Origin of the sequence: Nonomuraea sp. NPDC005650 (assembly GCF_040605375.1) — a bacterium.
GTDB lineage: Bacteria > Actinomycetota > Actinomycetes > Streptosporangiales > Streptosporangiaceae > Nonomuraea.
The window spans coordinates 224,257-240,088 of sequence record NZ_JBEXCR010000007.1; the positions used below are offsets into that span (position 1 = coordinate 224,257).

Annotated in this window: 13 protein-coding genes and 1 other RNA gene; 11 read left to right on the forward strand and 3 right to left on the reverse strand. The window is 72.2% G+C overall.

Annotation, left to right across the window (positions count from 1 at the left end):
• Nucleotides 1-173 precede the first annotated feature (173 nt).
• The 5 genes from ssrA to ABZS69_RS14430 all read left to right on the forward strand — a co-directional run bounded on the left by ssrA (nucleotide 174) and on the right by ABZS69_RS14430 (nucleotide 5,052).
• Nucleotides 174-557: a transfer-messenger RNA gene (gene ssrA / locus ABZS69_RS14410) on the forward strand.
• Between the two features lie 367 nt (nucleotides 558-924).
• On the forward strand, nucleotides 925-1,761 hold the full coding sequence (locus ABZS69_RS14415) for a hypothetical protein (RefSeq protein ID WP_355371199.1): 837 nt from the start codon (nucleotides 925-927) through the stop codon (nucleotides 1,759-1,761).
• Nucleotides 1,758-2,363 carry a hypothetical protein gene (locus ABZS69_RS14420; RefSeq protein ID WP_355371202.1) on the forward strand — a complete coding sequence of 202 codons (606 nt, stop codon included), beginning with the start codon at nucleotides 1,758-1,760 and terminating at the stop codon, nucleotides 2,361-2,363. The genes ABZS69_RS14415 and ABZS69_RS14420 overlap by 4 nt, the downstream gene beginning before the upstream one ends.
• Nucleotides 2,364-2,512: 149 nt before the next feature.
• Nucleotides 2,513-3,892 carry a hypothetical protein gene (locus ABZS69_RS14425; protein WP_355371205.1) on the forward strand — a complete coding sequence of 460 codons (1,380 nt, stop codon included), beginning with the start codon at nucleotides 2,513-2,515 and terminating at the stop codon, nucleotides 3,890-3,892.
• Nucleotides 3,889-5,052: a hypothetical protein gene (locus ABZS69_RS14430; RefSeq protein ID WP_355371208.1), complete on the forward strand. Its 1,164-nt coding sequence runs from the start codon at nucleotides 3,889-3,891 to the stop codon at nucleotides 5,050-5,052. Before ABZS69_RS14425 ends, ABZS69_RS14430 begins: the two co-directional genes overlap by 4 nt.
• On the opposite strand, the gene ABZS69_RS14435 is transcribed toward ABZS69_RS14430, so the two are convergent.
• Nucleotides 4,997-5,404 (reverse strand): hypothetical protein, encoded by a 408-nt coding sequence (locus ABZS69_RS14435; protein WP_355371211.1) that lies wholly within the window; start codon nucleotides 5,402-5,404, stop codon nucleotides 4,997-4,999. The genes ABZS69_RS14430 and ABZS69_RS14435 overlap by 56 nt on opposite strands.
• 100 nt (nucleotides 5,405-5,504) lie before the next feature.
• Here ABZS69_RS14435 and ABZS69_RS14440 point away from each other — a divergent pair, with 100 nt between their 5' ends.
• From ABZS69_RS14440 to ABZS69_RS14460, 5 genes are all read left to right on the forward strand, one after another.
• The gene (locus tag ABZS69_RS14440) at nucleotides 5,505-6,467 is read left to right on the forward strand and encodes a GlxA family transcriptional regulator (protein WP_355371214.1); all 963 of its coding nucleotides are present in this window, start codon (nucleotides 5,505-5,507) and stop codon (nucleotides 6,465-6,467) included.
• 42 nt (nucleotides 6,468-6,509) lie between these two features.
• Nucleotides 6,510-8,123 (forward strand): protein kinase, encoded by a 1,614-nt coding sequence (locus ABZS69_RS14445; protein ID WP_355371217.1) that lies wholly within the window; start codon nucleotides 6,510-6,512, stop codon nucleotides 8,121-8,123.
• A 13-nt stretch (nucleotides 8,124-8,136) separates the two neighbouring features.
• Nucleotides 8,137-10,929 (forward strand): BTAD domain-containing putative transcriptional regulator, encoded by a 2,793-nt coding sequence (locus ABZS69_RS14450; RefSeq protein ID WP_355371220.1) that lies wholly within the window; start codon nucleotides 8,137-8,139, stop codon nucleotides 10,927-10,929.
• Between the two features lie 73 nt (nucleotides 10,930-11,002).
• Nucleotides 11,003-11,587: a hypothetical protein gene (locus ABZS69_RS14455; RefSeq protein ID WP_355371223.1), complete on the forward strand. Its 585-nt coding sequence runs from the start codon at nucleotides 11,003-11,005 to the stop codon at nucleotides 11,585-11,587.
• Nucleotides 11,571-12,113 carry an OmpA family protein gene (locus ABZS69_RS14460; RefSeq protein ID WP_355371225.1) on the forward strand — a complete coding sequence of 181 codons (543 nt, stop codon included), beginning with the start codon at nucleotides 11,571-11,573 and terminating at the stop codon, nucleotides 12,111-12,113. The genes ABZS69_RS14455 and ABZS69_RS14460 overlap by 17 nt, the downstream gene beginning before the upstream one ends.
• 20 nt (nucleotides 12,114-12,133) lie before the next feature.
• Here the strand turns inward: ABZS69_RS14460 and ABZS69_RS14465 are convergent, their stop codons facing one another.
• Together ABZS69_RS14465 and ABZS69_RS14470 are read right to left on the reverse strand one after the other, a co-directional pair.
• Complete coding sequence (locus ABZS69_RS14465) at nucleotides 12,134-13,213, reverse strand: trypsin-like peptidase domain-containing protein (RefSeq protein WP_355371228.1); 1,080 nt, start codon at nucleotides 13,211-13,213, stop codon at nucleotides 12,134-12,136.
• An 18-nt stretch (nucleotides 13,214-13,231) separates the two neighbouring features.
• Nucleotides 13,232-14,662, reverse strand: coding sequence for an AMP-binding protein (locus tag ABZS69_RS14470; protein WP_355371231.1), 1,431 nt, complete (start codon nucleotides 14,660-14,662; stop codon nucleotides 13,232-13,234).
• Nucleotides 14,663-14,742: 80 nt separating this feature from the next.
• Between ABZS69_RS14470 and ABZS69_RS14475 the strand changes: the two genes are divergently transcribed.
• Entirely contained in the window at nucleotides 14,743-15,825 is a 1,083-nt protein-coding gene (locus tag ABZS69_RS14475; protein WP_355371233.1) for a hypothetical protein, read from the forward strand.
• Nucleotides 15,826-15,832: the final 7 nt, after the last annotated feature.

The following is a 15,832-nucleotide window of genomic DNA, read 5'->3' on the forward strand; positions in this document are numbered from 1 at the left end:
GGAAGTCCTGCCGTCCGGACCGGCTCGACCCTGCCGGTCGGCCCCCGGGAGCGCGCGCCTCTGAGCCGCGCTCCCGGGGGTTTCGTCATGAGGAATTAAGTTGGCGTTGAGGGCGTTGACCCATGTAGATTCTTGTTGCTCACCCGCACGCCGGGTGTGTTGACAACTACACAGGGGGTGACTGGCTTCGACTTCGACTTTGCAAGCCAGGTGAAGCGGGCCGAGGACTGCGGACATAACCTCGTTAATCCTGTGACCGCAAACAACAAGTGCCAATTCCAAGCGCACTGTGGTAGCCCAGGGTTCCCTGGGCCTCGCTGCCTAAGTAGCGAAACCACTGTCAGCCCGGGAGTGCCTTCGGCCCGGTGTCTGGCATCGCTAGAAGGCTCAACCGCTCGACCCGGCCACGGGGGAGAGCGGGAAACCAAACAGTGGCTGGGCCCGTCGGCGACACGCCTGCGTGATTGCCGGGGCCGAGAAAAGCACAGCAGGCTGCGCCCGGAGAAGCCCTGACTTGGGGTTGAAGGACGCGGGTTCGATTCCCGCCACCTCCACACCATGAGACCGCCTCCGCCTGTCGGAACATCGACAGGCGGGGGCGGTTTTTTCGTGCGCCGGCACGCTCGCCGCGGCTCAGGCATGAGCACCGGTGGCCCTACATCGAATCCACAGAGGGCAAGAGCGCGAACGCCTGCCGGACCGTCACTTCGCCCCCGAAGGCCCTCCAGGTGCTTCGTAGTGCTGTGGGGACGGTCGCCGTCAATGCGGGAACGGACTGTTCCCTTCCCGAAATTCAGCACATCTCGTACCCTCTGCACCGCAGAACGTAACCAACGTGTGTTTTACATGTGCTTAGGTGGGTCCCTGACATTTTGTGTGCCGGAGTGAGGGTAAAGGGTGTCAAGGTACGGCTGGCGTCACTCGGTGTTCGCGCCTGTGGTGAGCGTGGTGTTCTCCGCGCTGCTGATGGCGGCCGGAGTGGTGGAGATGCTGCTCGTGTCCGTGGGTGCGACCACGGCCCCGGTGGCGGCGGAGCTTGTGGTCACGCTGATCATCGCGGTGTTCCTGACCGCCGTGCTCAGGATCGTCAGGGCCGTGCCGGACATCCGGCGGGAGAACGCCGCGACGGCCCGGGCCGTGACGAACGTCCAGGCGGTGAAACCGACCGACGACACGCTGGTGGCGCGGCGGCTCAAGCTGTTCAGGGAGGCGGCCGAGGCGGGCAACGACTGCGAGGCGGTGCTGAGCGCCCGGTCCGCGCTGGACGAGAGCGAGATGGCCAACAAGCACCACCTCGACCACGCGCTCATCTGGGCGCTGCCGGTGTTCGGGTTCATCGGCACCGCGCTGACGATGGGCGCGATGGTCAACTCGTTCTCGAACGCCCTCGACCGCGAGGGCGACCCCGGGGTGCTGATCGCCGCGCTCAAGCAGCACGTGCTGCCCGAGCTGGCCTCCGCGTTCGGCGTCACGCTGGTCGCGCTGTTCCTGAGCGTGCTGGCGTTCGGCGCGATGGCCCTGGTCGAGCGGGGCGAGCGGGCCGGCGTGGTGGCCGCCGACGAGGTGTTCCTGATCTACATCGCGCGGCTGCCCGCCAAGCAGGCGGCCCCCGCCATGCACGGGCTCACCCAGGAGCTGGCCCAGTCCAGGGGCAGGACCGAGGAGCTCGTCAAGGGGCTGGACGCGCTGCGTACCGCGGTGGAGCGGCTGAGCGCGGCCGAGAGCCGCCCCCATAAGTACACGCTGGTGAGGGAGCCGTGAGGAGGCGGCCGGCCCGATCGTTCGCCCCGCCGCTCGATCTGCGTTTCATCGACCTGTTCATGGCCATCGTCCTGGCGCTGTCGTTCGTCGCGATCATGCTGACCGTCGTGGCGCGGATGCTCCCGACGGACGTCCCCACGACGCCCGCGCGCCCGGAGAAGAGCGTCACCCAGCTGAAGAAGCAGCTGGAGGCGGCCGTGGAGGCCAAGCGGAAGGCCGAGACGGAGCTGCGCACCACGCAGGCGCAGATCGCCTCCCAGACCGCCTTTGCCCTGCCGTGGTGGCTGATCGGGTTCACCGCCCTGCTCGGCGTGCTCGCCGTGTTCATGGGCTGGCGGATCCGGCTGTGGAACAAGGGGAACCTGCCGCGCCTGCGGAGCTGGCTGCTGGTCACCTTGGTGGTGGCCGTGGTCACGGCGGTGATCAGGTCGCTGAGCGACGGCGACGGCTACCTGCTCCTCGCCGAGATCCCCTGGTGGGCCGCCGACGCGCTCTGCCTCGGGCTGCTGCTGGTCTCGTACGTGCTGATCTCCGTCATCAGGGAGAACCACGCCACGCTCGGCGAGATCAAGGCCCGCACAGCGCGTGCTGAACCCTCATAAATCCCGTCGCGTCGGTGCGTAAGGCTAGATAGGGTCCGGACCAGACTGGCCGCGGGACTCCGGTACGACTTCCGGAACCCGCCTGTACAGCGATGCTTCGCAGTTCGTGCCCCCATTCCCCGGCCAGTCCGCCTATCCCCGGGGGAGCCATGGAGACCTACGCCGACCTGATCGAGTGCGAAGACGTGCTGATCTTCGCGAACGCGGCCATCACCTCCACCGGCCAGCGCGAGTTCCACGGCTCGGCCGGCGAGCAGCGGCTCTCCCTCGACTTCCTGCACCGCTACGTCCAGGGCAACTATCCCGACCTGTACGCGGCCACGCTGGCGCTCGACATCAACGACCACAACGCCGCCCTGATCATCGCCAACCTGCTGAGCGGGCACGCGGGCGACGGCCGGCTGATCGCCTGGCGGCTGGAGCGGATGAGCCCGCCCAGGGTCTACCGCCTCTTCCAGCGGCTGCGCCACGACGGCGTCAACAACCGGCGCACCAGAGCCCTCATCCGCGACTGGCTCAACGGCCGTCCCGACCTGGCCTTCGACGCGGTCAAGTACCGCGCGCGGGTGAAGTCGGCCGTGCGCCACGCCCACCTGCGGCTGCCGGGCGAGCTGGGCGACTTCCTGTTCGCGCCGTTCCGCCGGGCCCGCTACGAGACGCCCGTGCTGGAGGCGTGGCGCCGCGCCCACTTCGACAAGAGCGCGCTGTACGACCTCCCGTACACCGTCGCCGAGGGGTTCGCGGCTCGCCACGGCATCGGCAGGGAGCTCTTCATGGAGCGCATCGCGCCCCGGCTGACCAGGCTGGAGCGCCTGCGGCTGACGGAGTCCGCGAGCCGGGGCGGGGTGGACGCCGAGGCGGACCTGGCCGCGATGCCGCTGGTCAGGCTGGCCTCGTACGTGCTCTCGCTCGGCGCCGACGTGCGCGCCGGCCGCCGGGCCGAGCTGGTGGGCGCGCTCCGGGCGGCGGCGGGCCGCGTGGCCGGGGCGCGCGCGGGCACGTGGGGGAGCGTCGCGGCGGTGCTCGACGACAGCTTCTCCTCCTTCGGCTCGCCGGTGAAGCGCCGCCGGCCGCTGGCGGTCGCGCTGGCCTGCCACTACCTGCTGGAGGCCCTGGCCGGCGACTATCGCGGCCTGTGGCTGTCGCGCGGGGCCGACCCGCTCCAGGTGCGGCCGTACGGGCCGACGCCGCTGGGGCGGCGGATCCTCGACGCGCTCGAACACCGGCCCGGCCTGCTCGTCATCGTCTCCGACGGCTGGGACAACGCGCCGCCGGGGCTGGCGGGCGAGGTGCTGCGCGTCTGGCGGCGCAAGCTCGACCCCGGAGGCGAGGTCGGCATCGTGCACGTGAACCCCGTCTACGACGCCGAACGGTTCGACGTGCGGCGGTTGTCGCCCATGGTGCCGACGGCCGGCATTCGCGACGCCGAGGACCTGCCGGCGCTGGTGGAGCTGGCCAGGTTCGCGGAGGGGCGCACCGGGCTCGGGGAGCTGAGGGCGTACCTGGAGGATCGGGCGGCGGGCCGATGACGGATCTCACGGGGCTGGACACGCGGCCCGCGCAGACCTGGGGCGGGCTGCGGCTGGTGCCGCTCGTGCGCCGCGAGCCCGTCGAGGACCTGCGGCTGCACGCCAAGGTGTACGGCGACGAGCCGTCCGTCGTCCACCTGGCGGACAGGACCCACTACACGGCGTACATCCCGCACGCCTTCGTCGCGTCGTGGACCGACGACGGCACCCCGGCGGCGGCCTACGGCACGCAGCTCGGGCAGCCGCTGCGGCACATGTCCATCAGGACCAGGCGCAGGATGGCCCGGCGGGTGGACCCGGGCCGGCTCCGGTTCCTGCCGCTGCACCTGGCCATGGAGGGCTATCTCGCGCTGCACTTCGGCGGCCCCGTGATCGCGTGGGAGGAGTGGTCGCGCCAGGCGATCGCCCACGGGCTGTCCCCCCGCACCGAGGAGGCCTACACCGGGGCGGAGGTGCGCGGGCTGGAGGACGCGCTCAAGATCTTCGAGATCTACCCGGGGCAGTGCGGGCTGCTGCTGTACGCCGGTGACACGCTGGCCAGCGCCTTCGTGGTGCCCCACCCCGAGGACTACCGGGCGCTGCACCCGACGCTCATCCGCGACATGTACGGCGAGCTGATCCACGACTATGCCCTGTTCTATCCCGCCAGGGACTTCCCCGCGGTGATCGACGAGAGCGCGGTCGCCTCGCTGGCCGACCTGCGGGCCGAGGCCGTACGCGCCGAGCGGGACTGGGCCGGCTTCCACGACTCGGTCATGGCCGCGGGCCTCCTCCGCGCCCCCGCGCGGGTGGAGGAGGTCTACCGGATGGGCAGGTTCACGCTGAGCCGGTTCCTGCCGGCGTTCGAGCGGAAGACCGAGAACCACATCGGCGAAACGATCACCGACGCGGACGGGCGGCTGGCCTACCTGAAGACGTTCAGGCTGTCGGAGGCGCAGGTCAGGCGCGGTCACCTGCTGAGCACGCTGGCCGGGCACGACTGGAGCCTGCCCGCCGCCGCGCAGAGCCTGCGGGTGAGCGCCGCCGAGCTGGGGCTGCGGCTGGAGCGCGCCGGGTTCGGGCACCTGCTGCGGCAGGACGTCCTGGACGGCTACCGCAAGGCGCTCAGTGAGCGTGACCGGCGTACTCGTCGAGGCGGCGCAGCATCGCCGCCAGCATGAGCGGGAACATCGCCACGTGCGCGGCCATCATCATCGTCCCGCTGTCGACGGCGCCCAGCCAGAGCAACGGGAACAACGGCACGACCGGGACGAACATCGCGGCGCACATCTCCAGCGTCGAGGCCCAGCCGTGCCCGCGGAACCGCATCCACGCGGCCATGCCGATCGACATCTCGACCGCCATCACCAGGTACGCCGCCTCGGGCTGCTCATCGTGGGACAGGCCGAGCCCGAGGGCGGACTGCAGCATGCCGAGCACGAACATCCCGGCGAACATGGCGACGATCATCTCCACGTAGTGAAGGGCGAACTTGCCCCAGCGGCGGCCGGTGCCTGCGTCAGTCGTTGTCATGCCACGACTGTCCCCGGCGCGCCGCCCGCGTGCCAAGGGCGGTGGCCCGAGGAGGTCCGGAAACTTGGGCTCTCTGTCCTTCGGCCCTAGAGTCGTGACCATGGAGGTACGACGGGTCGTCGTCGTCGCGTACGAGGCGGTGGGGTTACTCGACGTCGCCTGCGTCACCTCGACGCTGGAGGAGGCCAACTGGCACGGCGCGGCGCCCTGCTACGAGGTGCGCGTGGCCACGCCGGGCGGGCACCCCGTCACCTGCGGCACGGGGCTGACCGTCCAGGCCCAGCTCGGGCTGGAGCGGATCAACGGGCCGCTCGACACGCTGGTGGTGGCCGGCGGGGTCGGTCACGACGACGCCGCGGCCAGCCCGCTGATCGTCGGCCACGTCCGCCGGCTGGCCCGCGAGAGCCGCCGCGTCGCGTCCGTCTGCACGGGAGCGTACGTGCTGGCCGCCGCGGGGCTGCTCGACGGGCGGCGCGCCACCACGCACTGGCAACTGGCGCACGAGCTTGCGGCCCGGCATCCCGCGGTGGCCGTGGACGCCGACCCGATCTTCGTCCGCGACGGCAACGTGGCCACCTCCGCCGGCGTCACCGCCGCCCTCGACCTCACGCTCGCCTTCGTCGAGGAGGACAACGGCGCCGAGCTGGCCCGCACGGTGGCCCGCAACCTGGTCACCTACCTGCAACGGCCCGGCGACCAGGCGCAGATGAGCATGTTCGTCAGAGCGCCCGCCCCCGCGAACAACCTGGTCAGGCGGACCATCGAGTACATCTCCGCCCACCTGCGCGACGACCTCACCACGCCCGCGCTGGCGGCCGAGGCGGGGGTGAGCGAGCGGCACCTCACCCGGCTCTTCCTCCAGCACCTGGAGCTGACGCCCGGGCGATACGTCCGGCAGGCCCGCACCGAGGCCGCCGCGCACCTGCTGGCGTCCACGTCGCTGCCGATGGCGTCCGTGGCCGTGCGGTGCGGGTTCGGGACGGCGGAGACCCTGCGGCAGGCGTTCGTCGACCGGTACGGGATCCCGCCGTCGCGCTACCGGCTGACCCAGGCGGCCGGGTGACCCGATCCAGGGAAATGTCGGGAGCTGGCTAGTCTGTCTGCGATGAACGAGGTCATTGGCGGGTACACGCTGCGGCGCCTGCTCGGGCGCGGCGGCATGGGCGAGGTGCATCTCGCCTCCACACCCACCGGCGGCCTGGCGGCGCTCAAGGTCATCCATCCCACGCTGGCCCGCGACCCGGCGTTCAGGCGGCGGTTCGAGCGGGAGGTCGCGGCGGCCCGCCGGGTGGCCAGGTTCTGCACCGCGCCCGTGCTGGACGCGGGGATCGACGGCGACGTCGCCTACCTCGTCACCGAATACGTCAAGGGGCCCGACCTGGCGCAGGCCGTGAACGAGCAGGGGCCGCTCTCGGGCGGAAACCTGGAGGCGCTGGCCGTGGGCATCGCCACCGCGCTGAGCGCCATCCACGGGGCCGGGGTGATCCACCGCGATCTCAAGCCGTCCAACGTGCTGCTCTCGCCGCTCGGACCCCGGGTGATCGACTTCGGCATCGCCCAGCTCGTGGAGAACGACAGCCTGGCCAGCCAGGCGATACTCGGGACGCCCGCGTTCATGGCGCCCGAGCAGGTGCGCGGGGAGCCGCTGACGCCCGCGGCCGACGTGTTCGCGTGGGGCGGGGTGATCGCGTTCGCGGGGACGGGGCGGCTGCCGTTCGGGGGCGGGGCGCCAGGAGAGGTGCTGTACCGGATCACGCAGGAGGAGCCCAGGCTGGACGGGCTCGACGACGGGATCAGGCAGGTCGTGGAGCGGGCGCTGGCCAAGGACCCGCGCGTGCGGCCGACGGCCCAGCGGCTGCTGGCGGACCTGGTCGGCGGCACCCGCCTGGCCACGGCCACCGAAGTGGTGGAGCGCACCTGGACGGGCAGCCCCACGGCCCATCCGCGGCCCGCACCCGACCTGCGGCCCGCACCTGACCCGCGGCCTGTGCCTGACTCCAGGCCCGTGCCCGGGATGCCGCCCGCGTCCGGGATATCGCCCGCCGTGCTCGCGCCCGAGCCGGAGCCCAGGCCGAAGCGGCGGCGGTGGCCGTGGGCCGCGGGGGCCGCCGGGCTCGCTCTCGCCGTCGCTGTCGCCGCCGCCGTGACCGTCCCCGCGCTGTCGCAGGAGAGCTGGCCGTACGAGGCCGACTTCGGCGACTCCTGGGAGCTCGGCTCCTCGGAGGGCGGGAGCGCGCGGCAGGCGGGCTCCGGCTACGAGCTGACCGTCAAGCCGGGCTGGCGGCTGTGGAAGTCGGCCCCCAGGCAGGAGCCGGAGGGCGGCGTGATCGTCAGCGCGAAGGCCACCCTCGCGGAAGGGACCGGGGAGTACGGTGTGTGGTGCCACGGCTCGGCGAGCTCCGGAGATCGTTACGAGTTCGGGGTGAGCGGCTCGGGCAAGGTCACGATCGTCAAGCGCCGCACGGGCACCCGGGGCACGACCCTGTACGGCCCGGCGGACGCGCAGAGCGCGGCCGTCAACCGCGTCGTTGCGGAGTGCGGCGAGAGCGGGGGCAAGGTGACGCTACGCATGTGGCTGAACGAACGCCTGGTCGCGGAGGCGTCCGACGCCGACGCGCCCTACGGCCCCGGCGAGTCGGGCGTCCACGCCGCCTCCGGCGCCACCGCCTCCGCACGCGTCCGCTTCGACTCCTTCGCGCTCAGGCCGGCGGGCAAGTGATGCTGAGAGGTGCGTGAACGTGCGCTTCGGCGTGCTCGGGCCGCTGCGGATCGAGGCCGGCCAGGTGCCGGGGCCGGCCAAGCACCGCACGTTGCTGGCCGCGCTGCTGCTGTCGGCCGGTGAGACGGTGCCGGTCGAACGGCTGATGTCCGTGGTGTGGGACGACCGGCCGCCGGCCTCGGCGGGGTCGGTGCTCAGGGTGTACGTCAGCGCGCTGCGCAAGCTCGTGGACGGCATCCACACCGTGCCGGGCGGCTACCTGATCGACGTCGAGCGGGACGAGGTCGACTGCCATCGGTTCGAGCGGCTGGTCGGCGGGGCCCGGCAGGCTCGGGCGGCGGGCCGGGTGGCGGAGGCGGCCGACGGGTTCAGGGCGGCCTTGGGGCTGTGGCGGGGGCAGGCGCTGGCCGACGTCGAGTCGTCCGTGCTGCGCCGGACGCACGCCGTATCGCTGGAGGAGCTGCGCCTGACCGCGCTGGAGGAGCGCGTGGAGCTGGATCTGCGCCTGGGCCGGGGCGCGGAGGTGGTGGGGGAACTGCGGGCGCTGGCCGGGGCGCACCCGCTGCGCGAACGCGCGTGGGCGCGCCTGATCGAAGCCCTCGACCAGGCGGGACGCCGGTCGGAGGCGCTCGGGGCCTACCAGGACGCGCGCCGGACGCTGGTGGACGAGCTGGGCCTGGAGCCGGGCGCCGAGCTGACCGACGCCCACCGGCGGGTCCTGGCCGGCGAGAGCCGCCCCTCGGCACCCGCAGGCGTCGACCGGGGCCCGGTCGACGAGCTACCCCCCGACATCTCCGATTTTGTCGGCCGATCGCCCGTCGTCGAGTGGATTGTCCGGACCGCTCGCGAGCACGCGTCCGCGCCCGTGCACCTCGTCCTGCACGGCCCGCCCGGCTGCGGGAAGTCGGCCGTCGCGGTGCACGCCGCCACCGGGCTGGAGCGCCCGGACGGGCGGCTCTACGCCTCGCTCGGCGCCAGGCCGCCCGGTGCGGTGCTGGAGGACCTGCTGCGCTCGCTGGGCTGCCCGGACGGCGCGGTCCCGCCGGCGCTGGACGAGCGGGTGCGGCTCTACCGGAGCATGACGGCCCGCAAGAGGCTGCTCGTCGTGCTGGACGCCGCCGCCGACGAGGCCCAGGTGCGCCCGTTGCTGCCGACAGGTCCCGGCAGCCTCACCCTGGTCACGAGCCGGTCGCCGCTGGCCGGGCTGGAGGCGGCGCGGGCGTACGAGATGGGGGTGCTCGACGGGGACGAGGCCGTCGCGATGCTCGGCGAGGTGGCCGGGCACGAGCGGGTGCGGGCCGAGCCCGAGGCGGCCCTGCGCATCGTACGGCTCTGCGGCCACCTGCCCCTGGCCCTGCGCATCGCCGGCTCCCGGCTGGCCAGGAAACCCGGCTGGACGCTCGACCACCTGGCGGGCCGGCTGGGCGACGAGCGGCGCAGGCTCGACGAGCTCAGCGCGGGCGACCTCGCCGTGCGCGGCAGCCTCGCGCTCGGCTACCGGGGCCTGGCGGACCCGGAACGGCGGCTGCTGCGCGGGCTCGGCGCGCTGTCGGCGCCCGACTTCGCGTCGTGGGTGTTCGGCACGGACCTGGAGCCGCTGGCGGAGGCCGGGCTGCTGCAGTCGCGCGGCCTGGACGAGGCCGGTCAGGAGCGGTACGGCTGGCACGACCTGACCAGGCTCTACGCCGCAGAACGCCTCGCAGAGGAGGGAGGCGGCCCGGGACGCGTGCTGGCCGTCATCGCGGGCGCGATCCTCGAACGGACCAGGCAGGCCAGAGCCTCCCTCCTGCCCGCCGAGCCCGGCTCCGGCCGCACCGAGGTCCACCTGCCCGATCGGCGGCCGGACGGGCAGGGGCTGGAGACCGGCCGGCTGCGGCACGAGGCTCGCTGGCTGGGCGCCGAGCGCCGGTTCCTGGTGGCGACCGTCGAGGACTTCTACCGGGTGGGCCTGTACGAGGCCGCCTGGCGGCTGGCGTTCTACCTCACCCCGCTGTTCGAGCTGGGCGCGCACCACGACGACTGGCACGCCACCACGGCGACCGGGCTGGACGCGGCCAGGGCGGCGGGCCACCGGCACGGCGAGGCGCTCCTGCTCCGGGGCCTGGCCGACCTGCACCGGGCCGAGGGGCGCACGGAGTCGGCGGTCGCGGCGCTGCGGGCGGCCCAGCCGCTGGTGGAAGGGCTGGAGCTGGCCAGGATCACCCTGCGGCTCGGCCTGGTCCAGACCCGCCCGGCGGAGGCCGAGCAGGCGTTCGTACGGGCCCTGCGGGTTTTCGAGGAGGCCGGCGACCGGCGCGGGCGGGCCGACGCCTTACGGGCGCTGGGCGCGTCGCGCAGGGACGAGGGCCGGCTCAACGAGAGCCTGAGCGCGTACCAGGAGCTCGGCGACCCGCGTGGCGAGGCGGAGGCGCTGCTCGACCTGGGCAGGCTGCACCTGGGAGAAGGCCGGCTCGCCGAGGCCCGCGACCGCGTGGAGCGGCGGCTGCGGATCAACCGCCGCCTGGGCGACCGGCTGCCCGAGGCGGGGGCGCTGCTCGTACTGGCCGAGATCGCCAGGGCGGAAGGCGCGCCCGGGGTCGCGGCCGGCTCCGCGCGCGAGGCGCTGGAGACGTTCGGCTCGTACGGGGACCGCCGGGGCACCGCGCAGGCACTGATGGCGCTCGCCCGGGCCGCGCTGGACCTCCATGATGTCGAAGGTGCGGTTGAGGCGCTTACGCGTGCTATGGGAGAGTTTGACCGCCTCGGTGACGAGCAGGGCAGAGCGGAGGCCGACCGGCTCGCGCAGGAGGTCCGTAGGCGGATATAGCGGACTATGCGGATCCTGAACGTCGCTCCCCTACGGTGAGGGCCACATCCCCGACAACGAAGGTGATCTCACAATGCGAAAGACGATCGCGCTGGCGGTCGCGGCCGTCGCGCTGGCCGGCTGCGGTGCGCTCCCGGGGCGGCAGGCCGGCGGCGGCGGCGAGGAGAAGCAGCCCCAGCCCGTCAGGGAAAGCACCACCGAACCCGTGGCCACTGCCAAGGCGGAAGAAGCGCCCCCGCAGGAGACCAGGGCGATCGCCAGCCGCGAGGCCGACGTGTACGGGGCCGGGCAGCGCGGCAAGGCCCGCGTCGACATCACCGCGCTCAAGCGCCAGGGCAGGACGCTCAGCCTCAACTGGACGATCACTGCGCTCGACGGCAAGGTCAATGTCCACAACGGCTTGAGCACGGGCACGCTCGACTACACGGTCTCCGCCGTCTCCCTGATCGACCCGGTGAACGCCAAGCGCTACCGCGTGGCCCGCAACGGCACCGACCAGAACGCGAAGTGCGTCTGCTCCGGCACCCAGGGCCAGTTCCTGAACAAGGGGGATGCCTCCACGCTGTACGCGGTGTTCGCGGCGCCTCCCGCGGACGTCACGAAGATCAACATTGAGATGCCCATGATCGGCGTGCTCACCGATGTTCCGATCTCTTAGCGTCGTCCTCGCCCTCGTCCTGTCGCCGACCCCCGCGCCCAGCGCGCCGTCCGACGCCGTCGGCGCCGTCGAGGACTTGGTGCTGCCCGTCGAGGACATCATCGGCGAGGTCGAGTCGCTGGACGGCACCGAGAGCGAGACCAAGCAGGGGCGCCAGGTGACGGTCTCGCTGACCAGTGACGTGCTGTTCGCGCTGGACAAGTGGCAACTGACCGCCAAGGCCAGGCAGCGGCTGCGGGAGGTGGCCGCGAAGGTGAACGACGACGGGGCGGGCGGGGTGGTCCGGATCGAGGGGCACACGGACGACCAGGGGAGCGACGCGTACAACCTCACCCTGTCGCGGCGGCGGGCGCAGGCCGTGGAGACGGACATGCGCGGGCTGCTCACCGGGGCGGGGGTGACGCTGCAGGCGCGGGGGTACGGCGAGAGCCGGCCGCGGCGGCCGAACGTGGTGCAGGGGAAGCCGGTGGAGAAGAACCGGGCGCAGAACCGGCGGGTCGAGATCGTCTTCACCGCCAAGCAGTGACGGCGGGCGGTGGCCGGGTGTCATTCGGGTTGGAGTTGGCCCAGGGTGACGGTGACCGTCGCCGTGGTGCCGTCCGCGCGTTGGATCTCCACCTTGACCTGGTCCCCGGGTTTGAGGGTGGCGAGCAGCTCCGAGAGGGACGCCATCGTCGGCGTGTCCTTGCCGTTGATCGAGACGATCACGTCACCGGCCTTGATCCCCGCCTTCTGGGCCCCGCCGCCCGGCCCGACCCGGATCACGCCCACCCCGATCGGCTCCCCGTCGAGGCCGATCACCGTGCTGCCCTGGATGCCGAGCGCGGCCCGGTGGCTGCTGGTGACCTTGCCGTACTTGACGATCTGGGTGGCGATGTCTCTCGCGGTGTTGCTCGGGATCGCGAACCCGATGCCCGGCGCGGCGCCCCCGCCCAGTTGAGGGTCGGTGGCCGCGAGCGTGGGGATGCCGATGACGTCGCCCGCCAGGTCCACGAGCGCCCCGCCGCTGTTGCCCGGGTTGATGGCGGCCGAGGTCTGGATGGCGCCGGCGATCGTGGCGCCGGGGGAGCCGGCCTCCTGCGGCTCCGAGACGGTACGGCCGAGGGCCGAGACGATCCCGTTCGTCACGCTGCCTGACAGGCCCAGCGGGTTGCCCATGGCGAGCACGATCTGCCCGACCCGCAGCTTGGACGAGTCGCCGAACCGCGCCGGCCGCAACCCGTTCGGGCTGTCCACCTTGATCACCGCCAGGTCCCCCGCGTTGAAGGACTTGACCAGCCTGGCCGAGCGCGGCGGGCCGCCGGTGGCGATCGTGACCTCCATCTTGGAGGCCTGGCCGACGACGTGGGCGTTGGTGATGATGTGTCCCGCGGTGTCGAACACGATGCCGGACCCGAGCCCGACCTTGGTCGTGATCTGCACGATGGACGGCAGGACGTTGGCGATGACGTCCTCGTACGCCGACTCCAGCGAGTGCAGCGAGGCCACGGAAGGGTTCGCCGCCGACGGCGTGCGGGGCGAAGGAGACGACGGCGTGGCCGAGGGCGTGGCGTTGGTGGTGGGAGGAGGACCGCAACCCACGAGCAGCACGAAAGCGGCGGCCAGTCCCGTGGCGATCCTCCTCATGGCAGGACTCTTCCCAGCTCAGCCAGAAAGATACGCTTCCCGCACGTCGTGCCTGCTCAGCTTGCCTGTCGGCGTGCGCGGCAGCGACTCCCGGTACTCGATGACCCGGGGATGCTTGAGCCTGGCCAGCCGGGGCGCGCAGTGCCGCAGCAGCTCGGCCGTGAGCTCGTCCCCGGTCACCGCGCCGGCCGCCGGCTGCACGAGCGCCACGACCTTGTGCCCCCACTCCGGGTCCGGTACGCCGATCACGGCCACGTCTGTCACGGCGGGGTGTTCGAGCAGCGCCGCCTCGATCTCGGCGGGGTAGATGTTGACCCCGCCGGAGATGATCAGGTCGGTCCGCCGGTCCAGCAGGAACAGGTAACCGTCGTCGTCGAGGTAGCCGATGTCCCCGGGCGTGTACGCCTGGCCGCGCATCGCCGCCGCCGTCTTGTCAGGGGCGCGGTGGTACTCGAACCGGTTGATCCCGCCGATGTAGACCAGCCCCGGCGAGCCCGGCCCCACCTCCTGGCCGTCCTCCCCGACGATCGTGAACGACATCCCGTCCAGCGCCCTGCCGACCGTGCCCGGCCTGGCCAGCCACTCCTCAGAGGACACCATGGTCGCCACGGCCGCCTCGGTGGACCCGTAGTACTCCCACAGCACGGGCCCTAGCCAGTCGATCATCGCCTGCTTGGTGGCCGGCGGGCACGGCGCCGCCCCGTGGTACAGGTGGGTGAGGGACGACAGGTCGTACGACTCCCGCTCCGGCACTCCCAGCAGCCGATGGAACATCGTGGGCACCATGAACGCGTTCGTCACCCGATGCCGCTCGATCAGCCGCAGCGCCTCGACGGCCTCGAACCGTTCGGGCGCGACGATCGCGTGCCCGAACTGCAGCGCCATCATGGCCTGCCCGTACGGCGCCGAGTGGTAGAGCTGCGAGCACACCAGGTGCACCCCGCCGAGCGGCAGCCCGAAGTGGCGCCAGCTCTTGCGCATGAGGATCGGGTACAGCTCCTCCGGCGTCAGGTCCAGCAGCCGCCGACGTACCCCTTTCGGGCGTCCCGTCGTCCCGGAGGTGTAGAGCATCATGGACCCGGCCCGCCGGAGCGCGGGTGCGGTGGCGGGCTGCCCGTCGGTCAGCTCGGCGACCGTGCGGGCGTCCGGCGAGACCACCACCTCGGCCCCGCAGTCGGCCGTGATGTAGCCGATCTCCTCGGCGGTGAAATGCCAGTTGACGGGGACGAGGTAGGCGCCGATCTGGTACGTCGCGAGCATCATGGTGAGGGCGTCGAGCCCGTTCTTCAACACGGTGACGACAGGGTCGCCGGGGGCGACGCCGCGGGCCGTCAGCCCGTTGGAGGCCTGGTTCACCCGGGCGAGAAGTTCACCGTAAGTGGCGCGGGCGTCACCGAGGAGGGCGGGACGTTCAGGGTCATGGGCTGCGATCTCATAGAAACCCCTCATGTCCGCAGACCTTACAGAATTAGATTCTGCAGGGGTATTAGAGGAATTATCCTGCTCTCTCGTGACGTAACCTCAAGGTCATGGCGGACGTCGGCGACAAGAGACCTTCATACGATTCACCCACCACCCCGTTCCGCAAGGTCGTCCTGCCCGCCGAGGAGACGGTCAAGATCCCCCGGCCGCCGGCGGCGGGTCCGTCCGTACCCCTCCGGCCCCCGGCAGGCAACCCGCCGGCGCAGCAGCCCCCTGCCCGGCAGCCTCCCGTCCAGCAGCCTTCTGGCCAGCAGCCCCCTCCTCCGCAGCCCCCGGTCAATCGGGGCGGTCCCGGCCCGCTCCCGCAGCCACCGATGCAGCAGCAGCCGCTGTACCCGCCCCCGTCCCCGCCGCTGCCCATCCCCAAGCCGCCGAGGCGCGGCATCGGCGACATCCCGATCAAGGCCGTCTATCTTCTGGGCGCCATCCTGGCCACCGTCCTGGCCGTGTTCCTGATCTTCGTGGTCTTCTCCGGCGACGTGCCGACCAACAAGCAGCCGGCCGAGCAGGTGGCCCCCGTCGCCCCCGTGCCGAGCTCGGGCGCCCCCTCGGGGTCGGTCGCCCCGACCGCCACCGAGAGCCCGATCGTGCTGCCGCCGGTGCCGAAGAGCAAGGCGTACCCGACGCTGTCGGGCACGGCCTCCGTGGTCACCGGCCTCATCGGCGACAAGAACGCCGGGATCACCTACCCCCGGCTGGCCGCGCCGTGGAACGCCAAGTCGTTCCCGCCGTTCTCCATCGCGCAGCGCATCGGCAAGGTGGCCGTCCCGCACACGGTGGTCGCCTCGGCCATGTTCCCGGGTGACTCGCCCACGACCAAGCCCTCGAAGGACGCCGACTACCGCGAGCTGGCCACCCAGGCCGCCCGCTGGTCGCTCCGCACGCAGTACCCCGCGGGCGCCACGCTCGCCTGGACCGCCTCCCAGAAGATCCCGGTCGGCAAGGGCTGGACGCTCGGCTACCAGGTCACCTACACCTTCAACGGCAAGCAGCAGGTCGCCCAGGCCATGGTGACGGTCGTGGAGGTGGGCAAGACCAAGCCCGCGATGCTCCTGGCCTCCATCCCCGAGACGAACAAGAAGCACTGGCGGGACATCAACACCCTCGTCCAACGGGTTCGACCGCTCTAGGCCAGAA

Coding starts and splice junctions, on each gene's coding strand:
- ABZS69_RS14465 (WP_355371228.1), bottom strand. CDS start 13,213: ATGAGGAGGATCGCCACGGGACTGGCCGCCGCTTTCGTGCTGCTCGTG.
- ABZS69_RS14460 (WP_355371225.1), top strand. CDS start 11,571: ATGTTCCGATCTCTTAGCGTCGTCCTCGCCCTCGTCCTGTCGCCGACC.
- ABZS69_RS14470 (WP_355371231.1), bottom strand. CDS start 14,662: ATGAGGGGTTTCTATGAGATCGCAGCCCATGACCCTGAACGTCCCGCC.
- ABZS69_RS14435 (WP_355371211.1), bottom strand. CDS start 5,404: ATGACAACGACTGACGCAGGCACCGGCCGCCGCTGGGGCAAGTTCGCC.
- ABZS69_RS14445 (WP_355371217.1), top strand. CDS start 6,510: ATGAACGAGGTCATTGGCGGGTACACGCTGCGGCGCCTGCTCGGGCGC.
- ABZS69_RS14430 (WP_355371208.1), top strand. CDS start 3,889: ATGACGGATCTCACGGGGCTGGACACGCGGCCCGCGCAGACCTGGGGC.
- ABZS69_RS14475 (WP_355371233.1), top strand. CDS start 14,743: ATGGCGGACGTCGGCGACAAGAGACCTTCATACGATTCACCCACCACC.
- ABZS69_RS14425 (WP_355371205.1), top strand. CDS start 2,513: ATGGAGACCTACGCCGACCTGATCGAGTGCGAAGACGTGCTGATCTTC.
- ABZS69_RS14440 (WP_355371214.1), top strand. CDS start 5,505: ATGGAGGTACGACGGGTCGTCGTCGTCGCGTACGAGGCGGTGGGGTTA.
- ABZS69_RS14455 (WP_355371223.1), top strand. CDS start 11,003: ATGCGAAAGACGATCGCGCTGGCGGTCGCGGCCGTCGCGCTGGCCGGC.